The 18,954-nt window shown below is 65.6% G+C and carries 18 protein-coding genes; 9 read left to right on the forward strand and 9 right to left on the reverse strand.

Going from position 1 to position 18,954, the window contains the following annotated elements:
* Positions 1-91: 91 nt before the first annotated feature.
* Positions 92-532, reverse strand: coding sequence for a GlcG/HbpS family heme-binding protein (locus ACUXVH_RS23010; protein WP_011060036.1), 441 nt, complete (start codon positions 530-532; stop codon positions 92-94).
* 268 nt (positions 533-800) lie between these two features.
* Between ACUXVH_RS23010 and gcl the strand changes: the two genes are divergently transcribed.
* The 8 genes from gcl to ACUXVH_RS23050 all read left to right on the forward strand — a co-directional run bounded on the left by gcl (position 801) and on the right by ACUXVH_RS23050 (position 10,274).
* Positions 801-2,576, forward strand: a complete 1,776-nt coding sequence (gene gcl, locus ACUXVH_RS23015; protein WP_015634658.1) for a glyoxylate carboligase — start codon at positions 801-803, stop codon at positions 2,574-2,576.
* A gap of 117 nt (positions 2,577-2,693) precedes the next feature.
* Positions 2,694-3,476: a hydroxypyruvate isomerase gene (hyi, locus tag ACUXVH_RS23020; protein ID WP_011060034.1), complete on the forward strand. Its 783-nt coding sequence runs from the start codon at positions 2,694-2,696 to the stop codon at positions 3,474-3,476.
* A gap of 105 nt (positions 3,477-3,581) precedes the next feature.
* On the forward strand, positions 3,582-4,475 hold the full coding sequence (locus ACUXVH_RS23025; RefSeq protein WP_011060033.1) for a 2-hydroxy-3-oxopropionate reductase: 894 nt from the start codon (positions 3,582-3,584) through the stop codon (positions 4,473-4,475).
* A gap of 153 nt (positions 4,476-4,628) precedes the next feature.
* On the forward strand, positions 4,629-5,909 hold the full coding sequence (locus ACUXVH_RS23030; RefSeq protein WP_011060032.1) for a glycerate kinase type-2 family protein: 1,281 nt from the start codon (positions 4,629-4,631) through the stop codon (positions 5,907-5,909).
* Positions 5,899-7,314, forward strand: a complete 1,416-nt coding sequence (gene pyk, locus ACUXVH_RS23035; protein WP_047284607.1) for a pyruvate kinase — start codon at positions 5,899-5,901, stop codon at positions 7,312-7,314. Before ACUXVH_RS23030 ends, pyk begins: the two co-directional genes overlap by 11 nt.
* 101 nt (positions 7,315-7,415) lie before the next feature.
* Positions 7,416-8,336, forward strand: a complete 921-nt coding sequence (locus ACUXVH_RS23040) for an urea transporter (protein WP_123397646.1) — start codon at positions 7,416-7,418, stop codon at positions 8,334-8,336.
* A gap of 21 nt (positions 8,337-8,357) precedes the next feature.
* On the forward strand, positions 8,358-9,182 hold the full coding sequence (locus ACUXVH_RS23045; RefSeq protein ID WP_015634655.1) for an ion transporter: 825 nt from the start codon (positions 8,358-8,360) through the stop codon (positions 9,180-9,182).
* A gap of 90 nt (positions 9,183-9,272) precedes the next feature.
* Positions 9,273-10,274, forward strand: a complete 1,002-nt coding sequence (locus ACUXVH_RS23050) for a sulfate ABC transporter substrate-binding protein (RefSeq protein ID WP_011060028.1) — start codon at positions 9,273-9,275, stop codon at positions 10,272-10,274.
* A 65-nt stretch (positions 10,275-10,339) separates the two neighbouring features.
* Here the strand turns inward: ACUXVH_RS23050 and ACUXVH_RS23055 are convergent, their stop codons facing one another.
* Together ACUXVH_RS23055 and ACUXVH_RS23060 are read right to left on the reverse strand one after the other, a co-directional pair.
* On the reverse strand, positions 10,340-10,789 hold the full coding sequence (locus ACUXVH_RS23055) for a RidA family protein (RefSeq protein ID WP_011060027.1): 450 nt from the start codon (positions 10,787-10,789) through the stop codon (positions 10,340-10,342).
* A gap of 134 nt (positions 10,790-10,923) precedes the next feature.
* Positions 10,924-11,553, reverse strand: coding sequence for a hypothetical protein (locus tag ACUXVH_RS23060; RefSeq protein ID WP_065363392.1), 630 nt, complete (start codon positions 11,551-11,553; stop codon positions 10,924-10,926).
* A 245-nt stretch (positions 11,554-11,798) separates the two neighbouring features.
* Between ACUXVH_RS23060 and ACUXVH_RS23065 the strand changes: the two genes are divergently transcribed.
* On the forward strand, positions 11,799-13,007 hold the full coding sequence (locus tag ACUXVH_RS23065) for an MFS transporter (RefSeq protein WP_041116710.1): 1,209 nt from the start codon (positions 11,799-11,801) through the stop codon (positions 13,005-13,007).
* A gap of 70 nt (positions 13,008-13,077) precedes the next feature.
* Here ACUXVH_RS23065 and ACUXVH_RS23070 read toward each other — a convergent pair whose 3' ends face one another.
* The 6 genes from ACUXVH_RS23070 to ACUXVH_RS23095 form a co-directional block, all read right to left on the reverse strand.
* On the reverse strand, positions 13,078-14,220 hold the full coding sequence (locus ACUXVH_RS23070) for a hypothetical protein (RefSeq protein ID WP_065363391.1): 1,143 nt from the start codon (positions 14,218-14,220) through the stop codon (positions 13,078-13,080).
* A gap of 119 nt (positions 14,221-14,339) precedes the next feature.
* Entirely contained in the window at positions 14,340-14,741 is a 402-nt protein-coding gene (locus ACUXVH_RS23075) for a hypothetical protein (protein ID WP_011060023.1), read from the reverse strand.
* A 14-nt stretch (positions 14,742-14,755) separates the two neighbouring features.
* Entirely contained in the window at positions 14,756-15,967 is a 1,212-nt protein-coding gene (gene ccmI / locus ACUXVH_RS23080) for a c-type cytochrome biogenesis protein CcmI (protein WP_015634649.1), read from the reverse strand.
* Positions 15,964-16,434, reverse strand: a complete 471-nt coding sequence (locus tag ACUXVH_RS23085) for a cytochrome c-type biogenesis protein (protein ID WP_011060022.1) — start codon at positions 16,432-16,434, stop codon at positions 15,964-15,966. Before ACUXVH_RS23085 ends, ccmI begins: the two co-directional genes overlap by 4 nt.
* Positions 16,431-16,967 (reverse strand): DsbE family thiol:disulfide interchange protein, encoded by a 537-nt coding sequence (locus ACUXVH_RS23090; protein WP_065363390.1) that lies wholly within the window; start codon positions 16,965-16,967, stop codon positions 16,431-16,433. Before ACUXVH_RS23090 ends, ACUXVH_RS23085 begins: the two co-directional genes overlap by 4 nt.
* Complete coding sequence (locus tag ACUXVH_RS23095) at positions 16,964-18,952, reverse strand: heme lyase CcmF/NrfE family subunit (protein WP_065363389.1); 1,989 nt, start codon at positions 18,950-18,952, stop codon at positions 16,964-16,966. The genes ACUXVH_RS23090 and ACUXVH_RS23095 overlap by 4 nt, the downstream gene beginning before the upstream one ends.
* Positions 18,953-18,954 lie beyond the last annotated feature (2 nt).

Here is an 18,954-nt window from a genome sequence, read left to right on the forward strand (position 1 = left end):
GGGCGCAATAGTTTCAATCAAGATCCTGCGCGGCTTTTCGCAGCCTCGCGGGCTCGGCAGTGGCTACAGGCCGGGCCCGCGAGGTCGAGGGCTATGCGCTGACGCCAGCGTCCGCCGCCAGGCCCTGGGCTTCGATCGCGCTGATGGCGCACTGCTCATCGATGTCCGAGGTATCGCCACTGATGCCGATCGCCCCAATCACTGCCCCCGCCTGATCCCGAATCAACACCCCGCCCGGCGCAGGCACCACGCTGCCCTGCCCCAGACCGTTCAATGCGCCGATGAAGGCCGGGCGCTGCTGCGCGTCCAGGGCCAGCAGGCGCGAGCCCTTGCCCAGGGCCACCGCCCCCCAGGCCTTGCCGATGGCGATCTGCGGGCGCAGCAGGCTGGCGCCGTCCTCCCGTTGCAGGGTCACCAGGTGCCCGCCGGCATCCAGCACCGCGATGGTCAGCGGCGCCGCATTGATCTTGCGCCCCGCGTTGATGGCCTGGTTGGCCAGGTTGACTGCGACTTTCAAGGTTAAAGCGCTCATGGGTGCCGTCCTTATCTTGTTATTGAGAAAACCTGGGGAAGCTTCTTGTAGGAGAAGTCCGATACAACAAATAGAACACAATGAATTTATTTTTTGTATACAATAATTCGCGAAAGGTAGCCCCTGCGACAAAAGGACGCCGGTTTATCGGGGCTTTGATGAAAGCCGCTGCCGCTCAAGAAAATGGATTGACCTGCGCCATCCGCCGTGAATACACTTTGCGCAAAACCACTTGTATACAATTACAAAACGCAAGAGGCACAAAACCATGAGCAAAATGAGAGCAATCGAAGCCGCCGTTCTGGTGATGCGCCGTGAAGGGGTCGATACCGCTTTTGGCATCCCGGGTGCCGCCATCAACCCGCTGTATTCCGCGCTGCAGAAGGTCGGTGGCATCGATCACGTGCTCGCTCGCCACGTCGAAGGCGCCTCGCACATGGCCGAGGGTTACACCCGCACCAAGGCCGGTAACATCGGCGTGTGCATCGGTACTTCGGGCCCCGCCGGCACCGACATGGTCACCGGCCTGTACAGCGCCTCGGCCGACTCCATCCCTATTCTCTGCATCACCGGTCAGGCCCCCCGCGCCCGCCTGCACAAGGAAGACTTCCAGGCCGTGGACATCACCAGCATCGTCAAGCCGGTGACCAAATGGGCCACCACCGTGCTGGAACCGGGCCAGGTGCCCTACGCCTTCCAGAAAGCCTTTTATGAAATGCGCTCCGGCCGTCCCGGCCCGGTGCTGATCGACCTGCCGTTCGACGTGCAGATGGCGGAAATCGAATTCGACATCGACGCCTACCAGCCCCTGCCCCTGGCCAAGCCGGCGGCGACCCGCCTGCAGGCGGAAAAGGTCCTGGCCCTGCTGGACCAGGCCGAACGTCCATTGCTGGTGGCCGGTGGCGGCGTGATCAACGCCGACGCCAGCGAGCTGCTGGTGGAGTTCGCCGAACTGACCGGCATTCCGGTGATCCCGACCCTGATGGGCTGGGGCACCATCCCTGACGATCACCCACAGATGGTGGGCATGGTCGGCCTGCAGACCTCCCATCGCTACGGCAATGCCACCCTGCTCAAGTCCGACACCGTGCTGGGCATCGGCAACCGCTGGGCCAACCGCCACACCGGTTCGGTGGACGTCTACACCGAAGGCCGCAAGTTCATCCACGTGGACATCGAACCGACCCAGATCGGCCGTGTCTTCACCCCGGACCTGGGCATCGTTTCCGATGCTGGCAGCGCCCTGACCGTATTGCTGGAGGTGGCCCGCGAATGGCAGACCGCCGGCAAGCTCAAGGATCGCAGCGCCTGGCTGCATGACTGCCAGCAGCGCAAGGCCAGCCTGCACCGCAAGACCCACTTCGACAACGTGCCGGTCAAGCCGCAACGCGTGTACGAAGAAATGAACCAGGTATTCGGCAAGGACACCTGCTACGTCAGCACCATCGGCCTGTCGCAGATTGCCGGCGCGCAGTTCCTCCACGTCTACAAGCCACGCCACTGGATCAACTGCGGCCAGGCCGGCCCGTTGGGCTGGACCATCCCCGCTGCCCTGGGCGTGGTCAAGGCCGACCCGAACCGCCAGGTGGTGGCGCTGTCCGGCGACTACGACTTCCAGTTCATGATCGAAGAACTGGCGGTGGGCGCGCAGTTCAACCTGCCGTACATCCACGTGGTGGTGAACAACTCCTACCTCGGGCTGATCCGCCAGGCCCAGCGCGGTTTCGACATGGACTACTGCGTGCAGCTGTCCTTCGACAACCTCAACGCGCCGGAACTCAACGGCTATGGCGTCGACCACGTGGCCGTTGCCGAAGGCCTGGGTTGCAAGGCCCTGCGGGTGTTCGAACCCAAGGACATCCAGCCGGCCCTGCGCCAGGCCCAGGAAATGCTCCAGACCTTCAAGGTACCGGTGGTGGTGGAAATCATCCTGGAGCGCGTGACCAACATTTCCATGGGCACCGAAATCAACGCGGTCAACGAGTTCGAAGACCTGGCGCTGGTGGGCAACGACGCCCCTACCGCGATTTCCCTGCTCGACTGATACCCCTGGCCGCTGGCACCGGCCGGGCCCCGGGCGCAACCTCCCGCCAGAGGTTGCGCGCGGGCCGCCCGCCCCCTGGCGCCAGCCCCAGGCTTGACCGAACCACAGGAGACCACCATGCCGCGCTTTGCTGCCAACCTGTCCATGCTGTTCACCGAACAGGACTTCCTCGCCCGCTTCAAGGCGGCCGCCGATGCCGGCTTCAGCGGCGTCGAATATCTGTTCCCCTACGAATTCAGCTCTGCCGAAATCAAGGCGCAACTTGACGCCCACGGCCTGAGCCAGGTGCTGTTCAACCTGCCGGCCGGCGACTGGGCCAAGGGTGAACGCGGTATCGCCTGCCTGCCCGACCGGGTCGAGGAGTTCCGCGCCGGGGTCGACCTGGCCATTGCCTACGCCCAGGTCCTGGGCAATACCCAGATCAACTGCCTGGCAGGCATCCGCCCACAGGGCGCCGATGAAGCCCTGGTGGAAAAGACCTTGGTCGCCAACCTCAAGTACGCCGCCGACAAGCTCCAGGCCGTGGGCATCAAGCTGGTGATGGAAGCCATCAACACCCGCGACATTCCCGGCTTCTACCTCAACAATACCGCCCAGGCGCTGTCGATTCGCGAGCAGGTGGGCAGCGACAACCTGTACCTGCAGTACGACATCTACCACATGCAGATCATGGAGGGAGACCTGGCGCGGACCATGGCCAACCACCTGGGCCAGATCAACCACATCCAGCTGGCGGACAACCCCGGGCGCAACGAGCCGGGCACCGGCGAGATCAACTACCGCTTCCTCTTCGAGCACCTGGACCGCATCGGCTACCAGGGCTGGGTCGGTTGCGAGTACAAGCCGCTGACCACCACTGAAGCCGGCCTTGGCTGGCTGAAAACCCACAACGCAATCTGAACCTGTACCTGCGTAGGAGCCGGCTTGCCGGCGAAGAGGCCCGCAAGACCGCCTTCGCTGGCCAGCCAGCGCCCACAAGGTCCCGTTGAATAGAGGATTTTTATCATGGCTAAAATCGGATTTATCGGCACCGGCATCATGGGCCACCCAATGGCCGCCAACCTGCAGAAGGCCGGTCACAGCCTGCTGCTCTCGGAACACCACGGCAAGGCTCCGGCCGACCTGATCGCCGCCGGCGCCATCGCCCTGGCCTCGCCCCGGGACGTCGCCCAGGAAGCCGAGTTCGTCATCATCATGGTCCCCGATACCCCCCAGGTCGAAGACGTGCTGCTGCGCGCCGACGGCGTGGCCGCCGGGATCGGCAAGGGCAAGATCGTCATCGACATGAGCTCGATCTCGCCCACCGCTACCAAGGCCTTCGCCGCCAAGATCAACGAAACCGGCGCCCAGTACCTGGACGCCCCGGTGTCCGGCGGTGAAGTCGGGGCCAAGGCCGCCACCCTGAGCATCATGGTCGGTGGCGACAGCCAGGCCTTCGAACGTGCCCTGCCGCTGTTCCAGAGCATGGGCAAGAACATCACCCTGGTGGGTGGCAACGGTGACGGCCAGACTGCCAAGGTGGCCAACCAGATCATCGTCGCCCTGAACATCCAGGCCGTGGCCGAAGCCCTGCTGTTCGCCTCGAAGAACGGCGCCGACCCGGCCAAGGTGCGTGAAGCACTGATGGGTGGCTTCGCTTCCTCGAAGATCCTCGAAGTGCACGGCGAGCGGATGATCAAGGGCACCTTCGACCCGGGCTTCCGCATCAACCTGCACCAGAAGGACCTGAACCTGGCCCTGAGCGGTGCCCGCGAGCTGGGCATCAACCTGCCCAACACCGCCAACACCCAGCAAGTGTTCAGCACCTGCACCGCCATCGGTGGCGCCAACTGGGACCACTCGGCCCTGATCAAGGGCCTGGAACACATGGCCAACTTCTCGATCCGCGAGAAGAAATAAGCAGCATCCGTAGCCGCTGCCGCAGGCTGCGCCAAGGTTCGCAGGAAACGCCTCACGGCGGGCCAGGGACAGGCCCTGCTGACCTTGCCGCCGCCTGAGGTGGCGGCTACACCCGTTTCAAGCCCCCCATAACAAGAAATCCGGGAGCCCGCCATGTCGGTCGATCCGCAAAAATTCCTCCGTGAGCTGTTCGCCACAGCCATCGACGCCGCCCACCCGCAACAGGTTCTGCAAGCCCATCTCCCCAGCGACCGCAGCGGCCGCGTCATCGTCATCGGCGCCGGCAAGGCCGCCGCGGCCATGGCCCAGGTGGTCGAGCGCAGCTGGCAGGGCGAAGTCTCCGGGCTGGTGGTCACCCGCTACGGCCACGGCGCCCCCTGCACCAAGATCGAAGTGGTCGAAGCCGCCCACCCGGTACCCGACGCCGCCGGCCTGGCCGTGGCCAAGCGCGTGCTGGAACTGGTCAGCAACCTGTCGGAACAGGATCGGGTGATCTTCCTGCTGTCCGGTGGCGGTTCGGCGCTGCTGGCCCTGCCAGCCGCCGGCATCACCCTGGCGGACAAGCAGGCCATCAACAAGGCCCTGCTCAAATCCGGCGCCACCATCGGCGAGATGAACTGCGTGCGCAAGCACCTCTCGGCGATCAAGGGTGGACGCCTGGCCAAGGCCTGCTGGCCGGCCACGGTCTACACCTATGCGATTTCCGATGTACCCGGCGACCTGGCCACGGTCATCGCCTCCGGCCCCACCGTGGCCGACCCCAGCACCTCGGCCGAGGCCCTGGCGATTCTCAAGCGCTATGGCATCGACGTACCGGCCGCGGTCCGCAGCTGGCTGCAGAGCCCCGAGTCGGAAACCGTCAAGCCCGGTGACCCGTGCCTGGCGCGCAGCCACTTCCAGCTGATCGCCCGGCCCCAGCAGTCCCTTGAGGCGGCGGCCGTGAAGGCTCGCCAGGCCGGCTTCAGCCCACTGATCCTCGGCGACCTGGAGGGCGAATCCCGGGAGGTGGCCAAGGTCCACGCCGGCATCGCCCGCCAGGTCGCCCTGCACGGCCAGCCCCTGGCGGCGCCCTGCGTGATCCTCTCCGGCGGTGAAACCACGGTCACCGTGCGCGGCAATGGCCGTGGCGGGCGCAACGCGGAGTTCCTCCTGAGCCTCACCGACAGCCTCAAGGGCTACCCGGGCATCTATGCCCTGGCCGGCGACACTGACGGCATCGACGGTTCCGAGGACAATGCCGGGGCCATCATGACCCCGGACAGCTACGCCCGCGCCGCGGCCCTGGGCCTGAGCGCCAGCGACGAGCTGGACAACAACAACGGCTATGGCTACTTCGCGGCGCTGGGGGACCTGATCGTCACCGAGCCGACCCGCACCAACGTCAACGACTTCCGCGCCATCCTGATTCTCGAGAACCCCAAACATGACGCCTGACAAGAAGGTCAAAATCCTCGCCACCCTGGGCCCGGCCATCGACGGCATCGAGGACATCCGTGAGCTGGTGCAAGCCGGGGTGAACATCTTCCGGCTCAACTTCAGCCACGGCGCCCATGCCGACCACGCCCAGCGCTACGAGTGGATCCGCCAGGTAGAGCGCGAACTGAACTACCCCCTGGGCATCCTCATGGACCTGCAAGGGCCGAAGCTGCGGGTCGGCACCTTCGCCGAGGGCAAGGTGCAACTGGTGCGCGGCCAGGCCCTGCGCCTGGACCTCGACGCGACCCCGGGCAACGCCCAGCGGGTCAGCCTGCCGCACCCGGAGATCATCGCCGCCCTGGAGCCGGGCATGGACCTGCTGCTGGACGACGGCAAGCTGCGCCTGCGGGTGATCGCCAAGCACGCCGACGCCATCGAGACCACCGTGCTCAATGGCGGTGAGCTGTCGGACCGCAAGGGCGTCAACGTGCCCCAGGCGGTGCTCGACCTCAGCCCGCTGACGGCCAAGGACCGTCGCGACCTGAGCTTCGGCCTGGAACTGGGAGTGGACTGGGTGGCCCTGTCCTTCGTGCAGCGCCCGGAAGACATCCGTGAAGCCCGTGCGCTGATCGGCGACAAGGCCTACCTGATGGCCAAGATCGAGAAGCCTTCGGCCGTCACCCAACTGCGGGAAATCGCCGAGCTGAGCGACGCGATCATGGTGGCCAGGGGCGACCTGGGGGTGGAAGTGCCCGCAGAAAGCGTGCCGCAGATCCAGAAAAACATCATCAGCACCTGCCGCCAGCTGGGCAAGCCGGTGGTGGTGGCCACCCAAATGCTCGAATCTATGCGTTTCTCCCCTGCGCCGACCCGGGCCGAGGTCACGGACGTCGCCAACGCTGTGGCCGAGGGTGCGGACGCAGTGATGCTGTCGGCGGAAACCGCTTCCGGCGAATACCCGCTGGAGGCCGTGCAGATGATGAGCAAGATCATCCGCCAGGTGGAAACCGGCCCGGACTACCAGGCCCAACTGGACGTCAGCCGGCCCCAGGCCGAGGCCACGGTCTCGGACGCCATCAGCTGTGCGATCCGCCGGGTGTGCAGCATCCTGCCGGTGGCGGTGCTGGTGAACTACAGCGAATCCGGCAGTTCGACCCTGCGCGCCGCCCGCGAGCGGCCTTCGGTGCCGATCCTCAACCTGACGCCGAACCTTGCCACTGCTCGCCGCCTGACAGTGGCCTGGGGCGTGCATTCGGTGGTCAACGACCGGCTGCGCCAGGTCGACGAGGTGTGTGCCACGGCCCTGGAAATCGCCCAGGCCCAGGGCCTGGCCAAGCGCGGCGACACCGTGGTGATCACCACCGGTGTGCCGTTCGGCCAGCCGGGCACCACCAATTCGTTGCGCGTCGAAACCCTTCTCTGACCCGCAGCCCATGGCGCCGCTGACCGGCCAGAGCCTCCCGCAGAGGAGGCCTGGGCGGTCGGCGCAACCCTCGCCCAGGGGCCGCCCCACTGATTTGCATCATGCCCTCACAGTCTTTCAATGCCTTCTGCCCCGACTGGGCCACTGCCCTGCTTAACGGCTTCAGTCAGATCTTTCTCCAGCGCCATCCGCTGTGCGGCCTGCTGTGCCTGCTGGCGATCCTGGTCAGTGCCCCGGCACTGCTCGGCGCTGCCCTGCTGGGTGCCCTGGCCGGGCTGCTGACCGCACAACGCCGGGGGTACGCCAAGGCCGACCGCCAGGCCGGGCTGTTCAGCTACAACGGCGTATTGCTGGGCCTGCTGCTGGGCCTGTACCTGCCCTGGTCGGTATTGCTGCCGCCGCTGATCATCGCCGCCGGCGGCCTCAGCGCGATCATTACCCAGCAATGGCTCAAACGTGCCCGCAACCCCGCCAGCCTGCCGGCCTACACCGCGCCCTTCGTCGGCCTCGGCTGGCTGCTGCTGAGCCTGATCGAGCCGCTGCCCGCGGCCACCCAGGGCGTGCCCGGGCTGTCCCTGGCGAACCTGCTGGGTGGGCTGTTCCAGGGCCTGGGACAGATCATGTTCCTCGGCCAGCCCCTGGCCGGCCTGCTGATTCTGCTCGGCCTGCTGCTGGCCAGCCGCCGCGCGGCAGCCTGGGCCCTGTTCGGCTCCGCCTGCGGCCTGCTCTTTGCCCTGCTGCAGCAAGAGCATGCCCAGGCCCTGCAGGGCCAGGGCGGCTACAACTGCGCCCTGGTCGCCCTGGCCCTGGGCCAGCAGGCCCGGCACCCCTGGCGGCCGCTGCTGGGGATGCTGCTGGCACTGCTGATCAGCCCGGGGCTGGTCGCCCTGGGTCTTGCGCCCCTGACCGCACCCTTTGTCCTGGCCTGCTGGCTGGTGCACACCGTCGACCGGGTGCTGGGCCGCCACGTGCGGGGCGACGCGCCTTGCGCTCCCCCGGCAAATCCCCCTAGGCTTCGCTGACTTTCGATTCAGGCGATTTCCATGGGCAACAGCGACAACTGGCGGCAGCGCCTCTACGTAATGATCTTCCAGACCGATACGGTGGCGGGGAGGCGCTTTGACAGCACCCTGCTGCTGATCATCCTCGCCAGCCTGGTGATCGTGATCCTCGACAGCATCGACGAGGTCCATCGCAACTACGCCAACGTCCTGGCCTACATCGAATGGGGTTTTACCCTGATCTTCGCCATCGAGTACGGGCTGCGCCTGTACTGCTCCCCCCGGCCGCTGCGCTATGCCTTCAGCTTCTATGGCCTGGTGGACCTGCTGGCGATCGTTCCGGGGATCCTCGCCCTGTATTACAGCGACGCCCAATACCTGCTGATCATCCGCATCATCCGCATGCTGCGGATCTTTCGCGTGCTCAAGCTGGCGCCCTACCTCAAGCAGGCCCACTACCTGCTGGACGCCCTGCGCGGCAGCAAGCAGAAGATCCTGGTGTTCCTGCTCAGCGTCTGCACCCTGGTCACGGTGTTCGGCACCCTGATGTACGTGGTCGAAGGCCCGGAGCACGGTTTCACCAGCATTCCCAAGGGCATCTACTGGGCCATCGTCACCCTGACCACCGTGGGCTACGGCGACATCGTGCCCAAGACCGTGATCGGCCAGGTGATCTCGTCCATGGTGATGATCACCGGTTACTCGATCATCGCCGTGCCCACCGGGATCTTCACCGCGGAACTGGCCAGCGCCATGCGCGGCGAGCAGCTCAAGCACGACTGCCCGGTGTGCCGCAAGAACACCCACGAACCCGCCGCGGCCTTCTGTTCCCGCTGCGGCAATGCGCTATTCAGGAAACTGGAATAAGCAAAGTACTTTTTAATCTTTAAAGAGATATAGCGCCCCGGCTATAGTCGGCGGCAAATTGCCTTCACTCTCGAACAAAAGGAATGTGCAGTGAAAAAACTCTTCAGCGCCTCGCTACTGGCCGCCGGCCTGGCCCTGGGCAGCGTCGCCCAGGCCGCACCGACCCTGCTCAACGTTTCCTACGACGTGATGCGCGACTTCTACAAGGACTACAACGCCGCCTTCCAGAAACACTGGAAAGCCGAGCACAACGAGAACATCACCCTGCAGATGTCCTTCGGCGGCTCCAGCAAACAGGCGCGCTCGGTAATCGACGGCCTGCCGGCGGATGTCATCACCATGAACATGGCCACCGACATCAACGCCCTGGCGGACAACGGCAAGCTGGTGCCGGACAACTGGGTGACCCGCCTGCCGAACAACAGCGCGCCGTTCACCTCGGCCACCGTGTTCATCGTCCGCAAGGGCAACCCCAAGGCCCTGAAGGACTGGCCGGACCTGCTCAAGGACGGCGTACAGGTGATAGTGCCCAACCCCAAGACCTCGGGTAACGGCCGCTACACCTACCTCTCGGCCTGGGGCTATGTGCTCAAGAACGGCGGCGATGAGAACAAGGCCAAGGACTTCGTCGGCAAGCTGTTCAAGCAGGCGCCGGTGCTCGACACCGGTGGCCGCGCCGCCACCACCACCTTCATGACCAACCAGATCGGCGACGTGCTGGTGACCTTCGAGAACGAAGCGGAGATGATCGCCCGCGAATTCGGTCGCGACCAGTTCGAGGTGATCTACCCGAGTGTGTCCGCCGAAGCCGAGCCGCCGGTATCGGTGGTGGACAAGGTGGTAGAGAAGAAAGGCACCCGCGCCGCCGCCGAGGAATACCTCAAGTACCTGTGGTCGCCGGAAGGCCAGGAAATCGCCGCCAACAACTACCTGCGCCCACGGGACCCGAAAGTGCTGGCCAAGTACACCGATCGCTTCCCGAAAGTCGACTTCCTCTCGGTGGAGAAGACCTTCGGCGACTGGCGCAGCGTGCAGAAGACCCACTTCAACGACGGCGGGATCTTCGACCAGATCTATACCAACGCCAAGTGACCCCTAACGGGTGAATGAAAAAAGCGACCTCCGGGGTCGCTTTTTTTATGCCCCAGGGATGGCGCTCAGAGGGCTCGCGCCGGAGTGAACAGCGCCGCTTCGGCGACCTGATGGCGCTCCTCCAGCACCGCCTCCGCCTCGACTTCGATCAGCCACTCTGGCAGCGACAGCCCGCTGACGATGATCCACGAAGACGCCGGCGGCTGGCTGGCAAAGCGTTCGAGCAAGACTGCGCTGATGTGCTCCTGCTGGTTGCGGGCCGCTTCGGCGATGTAGATCCGCAGCATCACCACATCCGCCAGCCGGCCACCCGCCTCGGCCAGGACCCGGGCGATATTGTCGAAGGCCTGCTCGGTCTGCTCCCGCAGGCCCGGGCCCACGGTGCGCTCCTGCTCATCCACACCCACCTGGCCGGAAAGCAGCAGGCGCCGCCCACCGCGCACCTCCACCGCCTGGCTGAAACCGTATTGCAGGGAATTGAACACACTGGCTGGGTTGAACGTCGACTTTTCCATAAGGCACTCCCGGCGCATTGAACGACCGGAGACCGTAAACCAAGCCTTTGCCGACTTCCACTGCAACCCGCGCGCAGCAACATTTGGCAATGCAAGCCCCCGCCCGCCTGGTGGCAACCCTGTGCAGCAGCGGCCTACATCGGCGGCGCGACCCCATCCTTGCCGGCGGAGATCGACTGCGCGGTGAGTTTGCCGTCATCGCTCTGGGTAACGAACATCACCACCTTGACCCCGACCTTGAGCAGGCTGCGGTCGCCGGGAGTCAGGTTGACGATGGGCACATCGTCCGGCACCAGGATCTTCTGCTGGCCGCCCTTGTAGTTGACGGTCAGGGTGCGGCCGTTGCTCACCACCAGGTCGCCGACGCTGCCGTTGGTCATGCTGCTGCCCTTGGCCAGGTCGAAAGGCCGGTGGCCATCACCCGTACCGGCCAACTGCGGTGGAAACACATGCACTTCCAGCGCCTTGAGGGTGCCGTCGGCCATGGGCATGGCCGCCGAGCCGATGTAGCTGCCGGGCTTGATGTCCTCGATATTGGCCAGGGTCACGGCACGCACCTGGGTCTGGGGCGTCAGCTCGATGCTGACATTCTCCCCACTGTTGACGTGCACCCGCACCACGTCGCCGCCGACCCCGGTGATTTCCCCGCGTACGCCAATGCGCATGCCCGGCGCATCCTGGGCCAGGGCCGCGGTGCTGCCCAGCAGGAACGCCAGGGCCAGGCATGGAAGGTTGCACAACAAACCAGGCAAAGACCGATTCATGGAACGGATTCCTCAAGGCAATGGGTGCACAGAGCCCGTCAGTCGACTGCAAGGCCCCGGGGGAGCATGAGCATGCTATCGAACAGGATGTAAGTAAATGTATCATCGCCCCTCGACAGCGACACGCCCCGGTACTCAACGGGCCTTCATCATTCGATCGCTGACCTTTGCCACCCGGCCCGCTCCATCGCTTTGCCAGGGGGTCTTGCCGACCTCGCTCCTTGCGCTTGCCCCAGAGATCGCCAATGAATTCCACGACCCAGGCTCTGCCCACCGGCAGCGCGACAATGACCCGAGGCATGGTGCTGCTGTTCGCCTTCTGCTGCGGGGCCATAGTCGCCAACATCTACTACGCACAACCGATCATCGAGCTGATTGCCCCGGACCTCGGCCTGTCCAGCGCCCTGGCCAGCCTGATCGTGTCGCTGACCCAGATCGGCTACGCCCTGGGCCTGTTCTTCCTGGTGCCCCTGGGCGATTTGCTGGAAAACCGCCGGCTGATGATCTGCACCACCCTGGTGGCGATTGCCAGCCTGCTGGGCGCGGCCTTTATCCAGCAGCCCAATGCCTTTCTCCTGGTGTCGCTGTTGATCGGCTTCAGTTCGGTGTCGGTGCAGATCCTGATTCCCCTGGCCGCGCACCTGGCCCCCGAGGAAACCCGGGGCCGGGTGGTGGGCGGGATCATGGGCGGCCTGCTGCTGGGGATTCTCCTGGCCCGGCCGGTGTCCAGCGTGGTGGCCGACCACTTCGGCTGGCGGGCGATGTTCATCGCCGCGGCGCTGCTGATGGCAGCCATCAGCCTGGTGCTGATGCTCACCATTCCCAAGCGCCAGCCGGCCCACAGCGCCACCTATGGCCAACTGCTGCATTCCCTGGGCAACTTGCTGCGCCAGCAACCGGTACTGCGCCAGCGCGCCTTCTACCAGGGTTGCCTGTTCGCCACCTTCAGCCTGTTCTGGACCGCCGCACCGCTGGAGCTGGCGCGCCAGCACGGCCTGAGCCAAAGCCAGATCGCGATCTTTGCCCTGGTGGGCGCCATCGGCGCCATCGCCGCGCCCATCAGCGGGCGCCTGGCAGATGCCGGCCATACCCGCATCGCCTCACTGCTGGCCATGCTGCTGGCGGCCCTGAGCTTCATCCCCAGCCTGGTGCATCCGGCCTACAGCGTGATCGGCATGGCCGTGACCGGGGTGGTCCTGGATTTCTGCGTGCAGATGAACATGGTGCTCGGCCAACGCGCCGTGTACGCCCTCGACGCCCACAGCCGCAGCCGCCTGAATGCGCTGTACATGACCAGCATCTTCATCGGCGGTGCCTTTGGCTCCTCGATTGCCAGTGCGGTGTACGAGCATGGCGGCTGGCTGGGCATCGTGCTGGTGGGCAGCGCCTTCCCGCTGCTGGCCTTGATGCGTTTCCTGCTGGTGCGGGACAACCGCCGCCCGGCCCGGGCCTGAGGAAAAGGCGCGGCGCCCTTGCCCCTGCCCGGAGTTGCCCGGGCAGGCAAGCTGCACCAGGGCGGGCGCCTCAGATGCGTTCGCGCACCAGGACTTCGATATTGGCCGCCGCCCCCCAGAGCCGCAGGCGCCCGATCAGGCCGGCATCGGTTTCCCCCACCAGGTACAGAGTGTCGATGGTCTGGGTCGCGGCCCATTCGACGAACTCGCTGCTGTCGAAGTCGGCCAGGCTGGCCAATTGGAATTCACTTTCATAGAAGCCCGGGGTGACCGGGACCGGGGTGTCCTGGGGGCCGGGCGCGCCGATGAAGTCGCAGCCCAGGTGCACCACGCCCCAACGGGCTACCCGCCAATTGCCCAGGGCTTCATCCAGCCGAGCCCGGGCGCCACGGGCAAAACCCAGGCCATCGATGATCACGCGGCGGTTGATGATCAGCCACAGCTTGCGCCGCCGTGGTGCCTTGAGCAGCACTTCGCCGGTGACCTTGGAGGCGCGCAATGCCAGGGCGATCACCAGCAGCAAGGGCACGAAGTAGCTGTAGAGCCTCTCGGTAGCGCTGACCGTTACCAACCCGTACAGGCGCCGCACCTCGGCCCGCTGCTGCTCCAGTTCCTTGAGGCTTTCACTCAAGCCCTGCAGCCATTGGCGGATGGGAGCCGCCGTGTATTCGCCGCGGATATCCTCCAGCGCCTGCTGCACCTTGACCTCTGCCAAGACCGAAAGGCGCCCGTCCGCGGTGCGCTCCAGCGCTGCAAAACGCTCGCACAGGCTGCTGACCTGGGCCGCATCCTGGGGCTCGTAGCGAGCGATGGCCGCCTTGCAGTGCTCCACGCCCAGCATGTCCTCGATCTCCGTGGCCACGCGCCGCTGCAGCCCGGCCTGGGCCTGCTGCGCCAATTGGTAGTCGGTCTGGAACCAGTCCACGCGCACCGCCTGGGTGGCGCTGATCAGGGCCAGGGACGCCAGCAGCAGCCAGGCGTAGTCCACGCGCTTCCAGCCGATCTCGCCCAAGCGAAAGACCGAGATCAGGCTCCAGCAGAAGAAGTAGTACATGAAGACGAATGCCAGCAGCAGGCACACCGGCTCCAGCGACAGGTAGATCAGCTCCGGCACCTCGGTCGGGCCAAAGCCATACACCAGCAACAACACACAGATCAGCGCAAGCCAGAACACCATCGGCGTGAAATAGGGTTTATTCAGGTCATTCTTCATCGGGCGCTCAACGGCTGATACTCGGGAACACCCCGCTGTATCGGCCAGGCATCCCGAGGCTTAAATAATCCAGCCCGGGCGCAGGCTCTGGCCTGCGCCTCTGCGCTTATCGGACAGGGTTACTGGAACTGGCGACCAAGCCCGGCGGGCACACCATGGATATCGGTGTCTTCCCAGGGCCCGTCAGGGCTGATGGAGCGGCTCCAGCCATTGTTCCAGCGGTAGTAGGTGCGCTGGCGGTAGAAGGTGTTGCTCTGGTCATCCAGCACATAGACCCCCAACCGCGCATCCCAATGGCTGTGCCCGCCCGGTGGCGGCGCGAAGCTGGCGGAGGTGCGTGGCAGGGGCTTGGCGGCGGGGATCGGCGCGCTGGGCGTACCCGGCGCCGTGGACGGGGCCGGGCGTGTGCTCGGCCCTGCCGGCGGGATCGGCTCGGAGCTGGTGGGCACCGGCCGATGGACCGTACATGCGCTCAACCCCAGGACCAGTGATAACAGGGTGATACGAGCGATGGCGGTCATGGCGGCTTCTCTGATTATTGATCCGGGCTGTCGATGGTCAGCTGCTGGGCAGCGGTGGTGCTGCTGGCCAGAGGCTGGCTGCGCCCGACCCACTCGCCGGCCGTCGGCTGGCCGGCGCGGGACACGCGCGCAACCAGTTGGACTTCAGGGAAGTTCGACAGTTTCAACTGCGGCATCATCGCGTCGGCATCCGCCAGCTCGACCGTGGCCGGCAAGTCGGCCACGGTCAGGCGCTTGGCCGCCAGCGGCGCGGGTGGCCCCTGGGTGGCGCGAGCAAAGATGAACACGCTGTCGCCCGGCTGGACCTTGGCCTTGAGCTCGGCCGCCAGGTCGACCCTGACCTTGAGCACCGCGCCCTTGGCCTGAGCCTTGGCCGCAGGTTCGCTGGCAACCTTGCCGCCACTGGCCACCAGCTTCTCGCTGGCGCGGTCGATACCGCCCTGCAACGCGGCGCGGGAGTTGTCGTCCGGCGGCAGTTGCGCCTGCAGGCGCTTCCAGTAGTCGATGGCTTCCTGGAAACGCCCGCCTTCGAAGGCGGCGATCCCCAGCAGCCCGAGGCTGGTGACTTCATTGGGGTCGGCTTTCAGGGCTTCGTCGGTCAGGCCCTGGACCTTGTCCGACCATTGCTTGTTGTCGGCAAAGTACTGCGCCTGGGCCCATTGCCCCAGCAGCTCGGGCTGGCGCCCGGCCAGGGCCACGGTGCGCTCGAAGATCTTCGCCGCGTCCGCCGGCCGGTCCTGGGCCATGTAGGTACGGCCGAGGAAGTACAGGCCTTCGGCGGAATCCGGCTGGGCCGCCACCGCACGCTCCAGGCGCCGGGTCATTTCCTCCATGGACTGTGGCGCCTGGGCGAACTCCCGGGTCAGCTCGACCTTGTCGCTGGCACCAAAATGCAGGTACAGGCCCAGGCCCAGTACCGGCACCAGCAGCGCGGCCAGCAACGGCAGCGGCTTGCCCAGGCGCGAAGTGCGCACGTTAGCGCTGCCTTCGGTATCGGCCAGCAGTTCGCGCGCGGCTTCGGCACGGCCGCTGTCCATCTGTTCGGCACTGAGCACGCCTTCCTGCTGCTGGCTGTGCAGTTCGGCCACGCGCTCTTCATAAAGCGCCACGTTCAGCGCGGTACGATCCTCTTCACGCTGAGCGCGACGCTCACGCAATACCGGGATCAACAGGAAACTCAGGGCAATCAGGAGCAGCAGGCCTGCCGCAAGCCAGAAATCAATCATGGGTGGTTTTTATCCAGCAGTTGGTCGAGGCGCTGACGCTCTTCGACGGAAAGCGTGTTCGGGCTGTCGCTGCGCTGCACGCGCCGACGCCGGACAATCACGACAATGATCACCAGCCCGCCCAGCAGCAACCCGGCGGGGCCGAACCAGAGCAAGGCAGTCTTGCCGGTCAGGGCCGGCCGGTAGCGCACGAAGTCACCGTAGCGATCGACCATGAAGTCGATGATCTGCTGGTTGTCCTTGCCCTCGCCGAGCATGCGGAAAATCTCTTTGCGCAGGTCGGCGGCAATCGGCGCGTTGGAATCGGCGATGTCCTGGTTCTGGCACTTGGGGCAGCGCAGTTCCTTGGTCAGCTCGTGGAACCGTTCGCGATCAGTGTCGTTGGCGAACTGGTAGGTGTCGATGGCGGCATGGGCCATGCCGGCGATGCCCAGGCCCAGGATGGCGGCGGCTAACCAGCGCTTCATGGCTTGGCCTCTTCGACCAGGGCCTGGTACTTGGCGGCCAGTTGCTCGCGCCACACCACTTCGTCGATCACCCCGACGTACTTGTCGCGGATGATGCCCTTGGCGTCGATGAAAAAGGTTTCCGGAGCGCCGTAGACGCCCAGGTTCAGGCCCAGGGAGCCCTCCTCGTCACGCACGTCCAGCAGGTAGGGATTGTGGAATTCGGCCAGCCACTTCAGGGCATCGGCGTTGACGTCCTTGTAGTTGATGCCGTAGATCACCACGCCCTTCTCGGCCAGCTTGTTCAGTACCGGGTGCTCGACCCGGCAGGAAATGCACCAGGTGCCCCAGACGTTGACCAGCGCCGGCTTGCCCAGCAGGTCGGCGCGGGTCAGGGTCTTGTCGCCCTGCACCGACGGCAGGGAGAACTCCGGGAACGGCTTGCCGATCATCGCCGACGGCAGTTCAGCCGGGTCCAGGTACAACCCGCGATAGAGGAACACCGCCACCACCAGGAACACCGCCAGGGGCAGCATCATCATCCAGCGTCTCATGCCGTAGCTCCTGTCATGCCCAGCGCTTCGCGCACGCGGCTTTTAACCTTGACCCGGTAGCGCCGGTCCAGGGCCGCCAGCAAGCCACCGAAACCGGTGAGCAGGCCGCCGAACCAGATCCAGCGCACGAACGGCTTGACGTGTACCCGCACCGCCCAGGCGCCATCGCCCAGGGGCTCGCCAAGGGCCACATACAGGTCGCGGGTGAAGCCGGCATCGATCCCGGCCTCGGTCATCATCGAACTCTGCACGGTATACAGGCGCTTCTCCGGATGCAGCACCGCCACTTCCTTGCCGTTGCGCACCACGCGGACGGTGCCCTTGTCGGAAGTGAAGTTCGGCCCTTCGAAGTGCTTGGCGCCCTCGAAGATGAAGTGATAGCCGGCCAGTTCCATGGATTCACCCGGCGCCAGGCGCAGATCGCGCTCGGCGCTGTTCTGGCTCGACAGCACCACGCCCAGGGCGCAGACCGCGATGCCCAGGTGCGCCAGCTGCATGCCCCAGTAGCTGCGGGTCAGGCTCGGCAGGCCCTTGATCAGGCCCTTGTGCCGGGTCTTGTCGACGATGTCGCGAGCCCCGGCCAGCAGCACCCAGGCCGCCAGCAGGAAGGTCGCCAGCACGGCCCAGTTGAAGTCGCCATAGGCGATGCCCGCAACCACGGCCAGGGCCACGCTGCCCAGCAGTACCGGGCCGAGCATGCCCACCAGCCATTTCACCGGGGTGTCTTTCCAGCGCACCAGCACGCCCACCGCCATCACCACCATCAACAGGGCCATCAGCGGAATGAACAGCGCGTTGAAGTACGGCGGGCCCACCGACAGCTTGGCGCCGGTCAGGGCGTCCAGCACCAGCGGGTACAGGGTGCCGAGGAGAATCATCGAGGCCGCCACCACCAGCACCAGGTTGTTGCCCAGCAGCAGGGTTTCCCGCGACCAGAGGTTGAAGCCCACCTGGCTCTTGACCACCGGCGCGCGCAGGGCGAACAGGGTCAGCGAACCACCCACCACGAACAGCAGGAAAATCAGGATGAACACGCCGCGCTCAGGGTCGGAGGCGAAGGCATGCACCGAAGTCAGGACGCCGGAACGCACCAGGAAAGTCCCCAGCAGGCTCAGGGAGAAGGCAGCAATCGCCAGCAGCACGGTCCAGCTCTTGAACACCCCGCGCTTTTCGGTGACCGCCAGGGAGTGGATCAGCGCCGTGCCCACCAGCCAGGGCATGAACGAGGCGTTTTCCACCGGGTCCCAGAACCACCAGCCACCCCAGCCCAACTCGTAGTAGGCCCACCAGGAGCCCAGGGTGATGCCGATGCCGAGGAAGGCCCAGGCCACGATGGTCCAGGGCCGCGACCAGCGAGCCCAGGCGGCGTCCAGGCGACCGCCGAGCAAGGCGGCGATGGCGAAGGCGAAGGCCACCGAAAAACCCACATAGCCCATGTAGAGCATCGGCGGGTGAACGATCAGGCCAATGTCCTGCAACAGCGGGTTGAGGTCGCGACCATCGGCCGGCACCTGGGGCAGGATCCGCGAAAACGGGTTGGAGGTCATGATCAGGAACAGCAGGAAGCCGGTGCTGATCATGCCCATCACCGCCAGCACCCGGGCCAGCATCACCTGGGGCAACTGGCGCGAGAACACCGACACGGCGAAGGTCCAGCCACCGAGGATCAGTGCCCAGAGCAGCAGCGAGCCTTCGTGAGCCCCCCACACGGCGCTGAACTTGTAGTACCAGGGCAAGGCGCTGTTGGAGTTGCTGGCGACATAGGCCACCGAGAAATCGTCGCTCATGAAAGCGTAGGTCAGGCAGCCGAAGGCGAACGCCAGGAAGGCGAACTGGCCCCAGGCAGCCGGCTGGGCCAGGCTCATCCACAGGCGATCACCGCGCCAGGCCCCCAGCAGCGGCACCAAGGCCTGGACCAGGGCGAAGCACAGGGCGAGGATCATCGCCAGGTGACCGAGTTCGGGAACGAACAGTGCGGAACTCATGG

This window comes from Pseudomonas sp. 8(2025), from assembly GCF_052665325.1.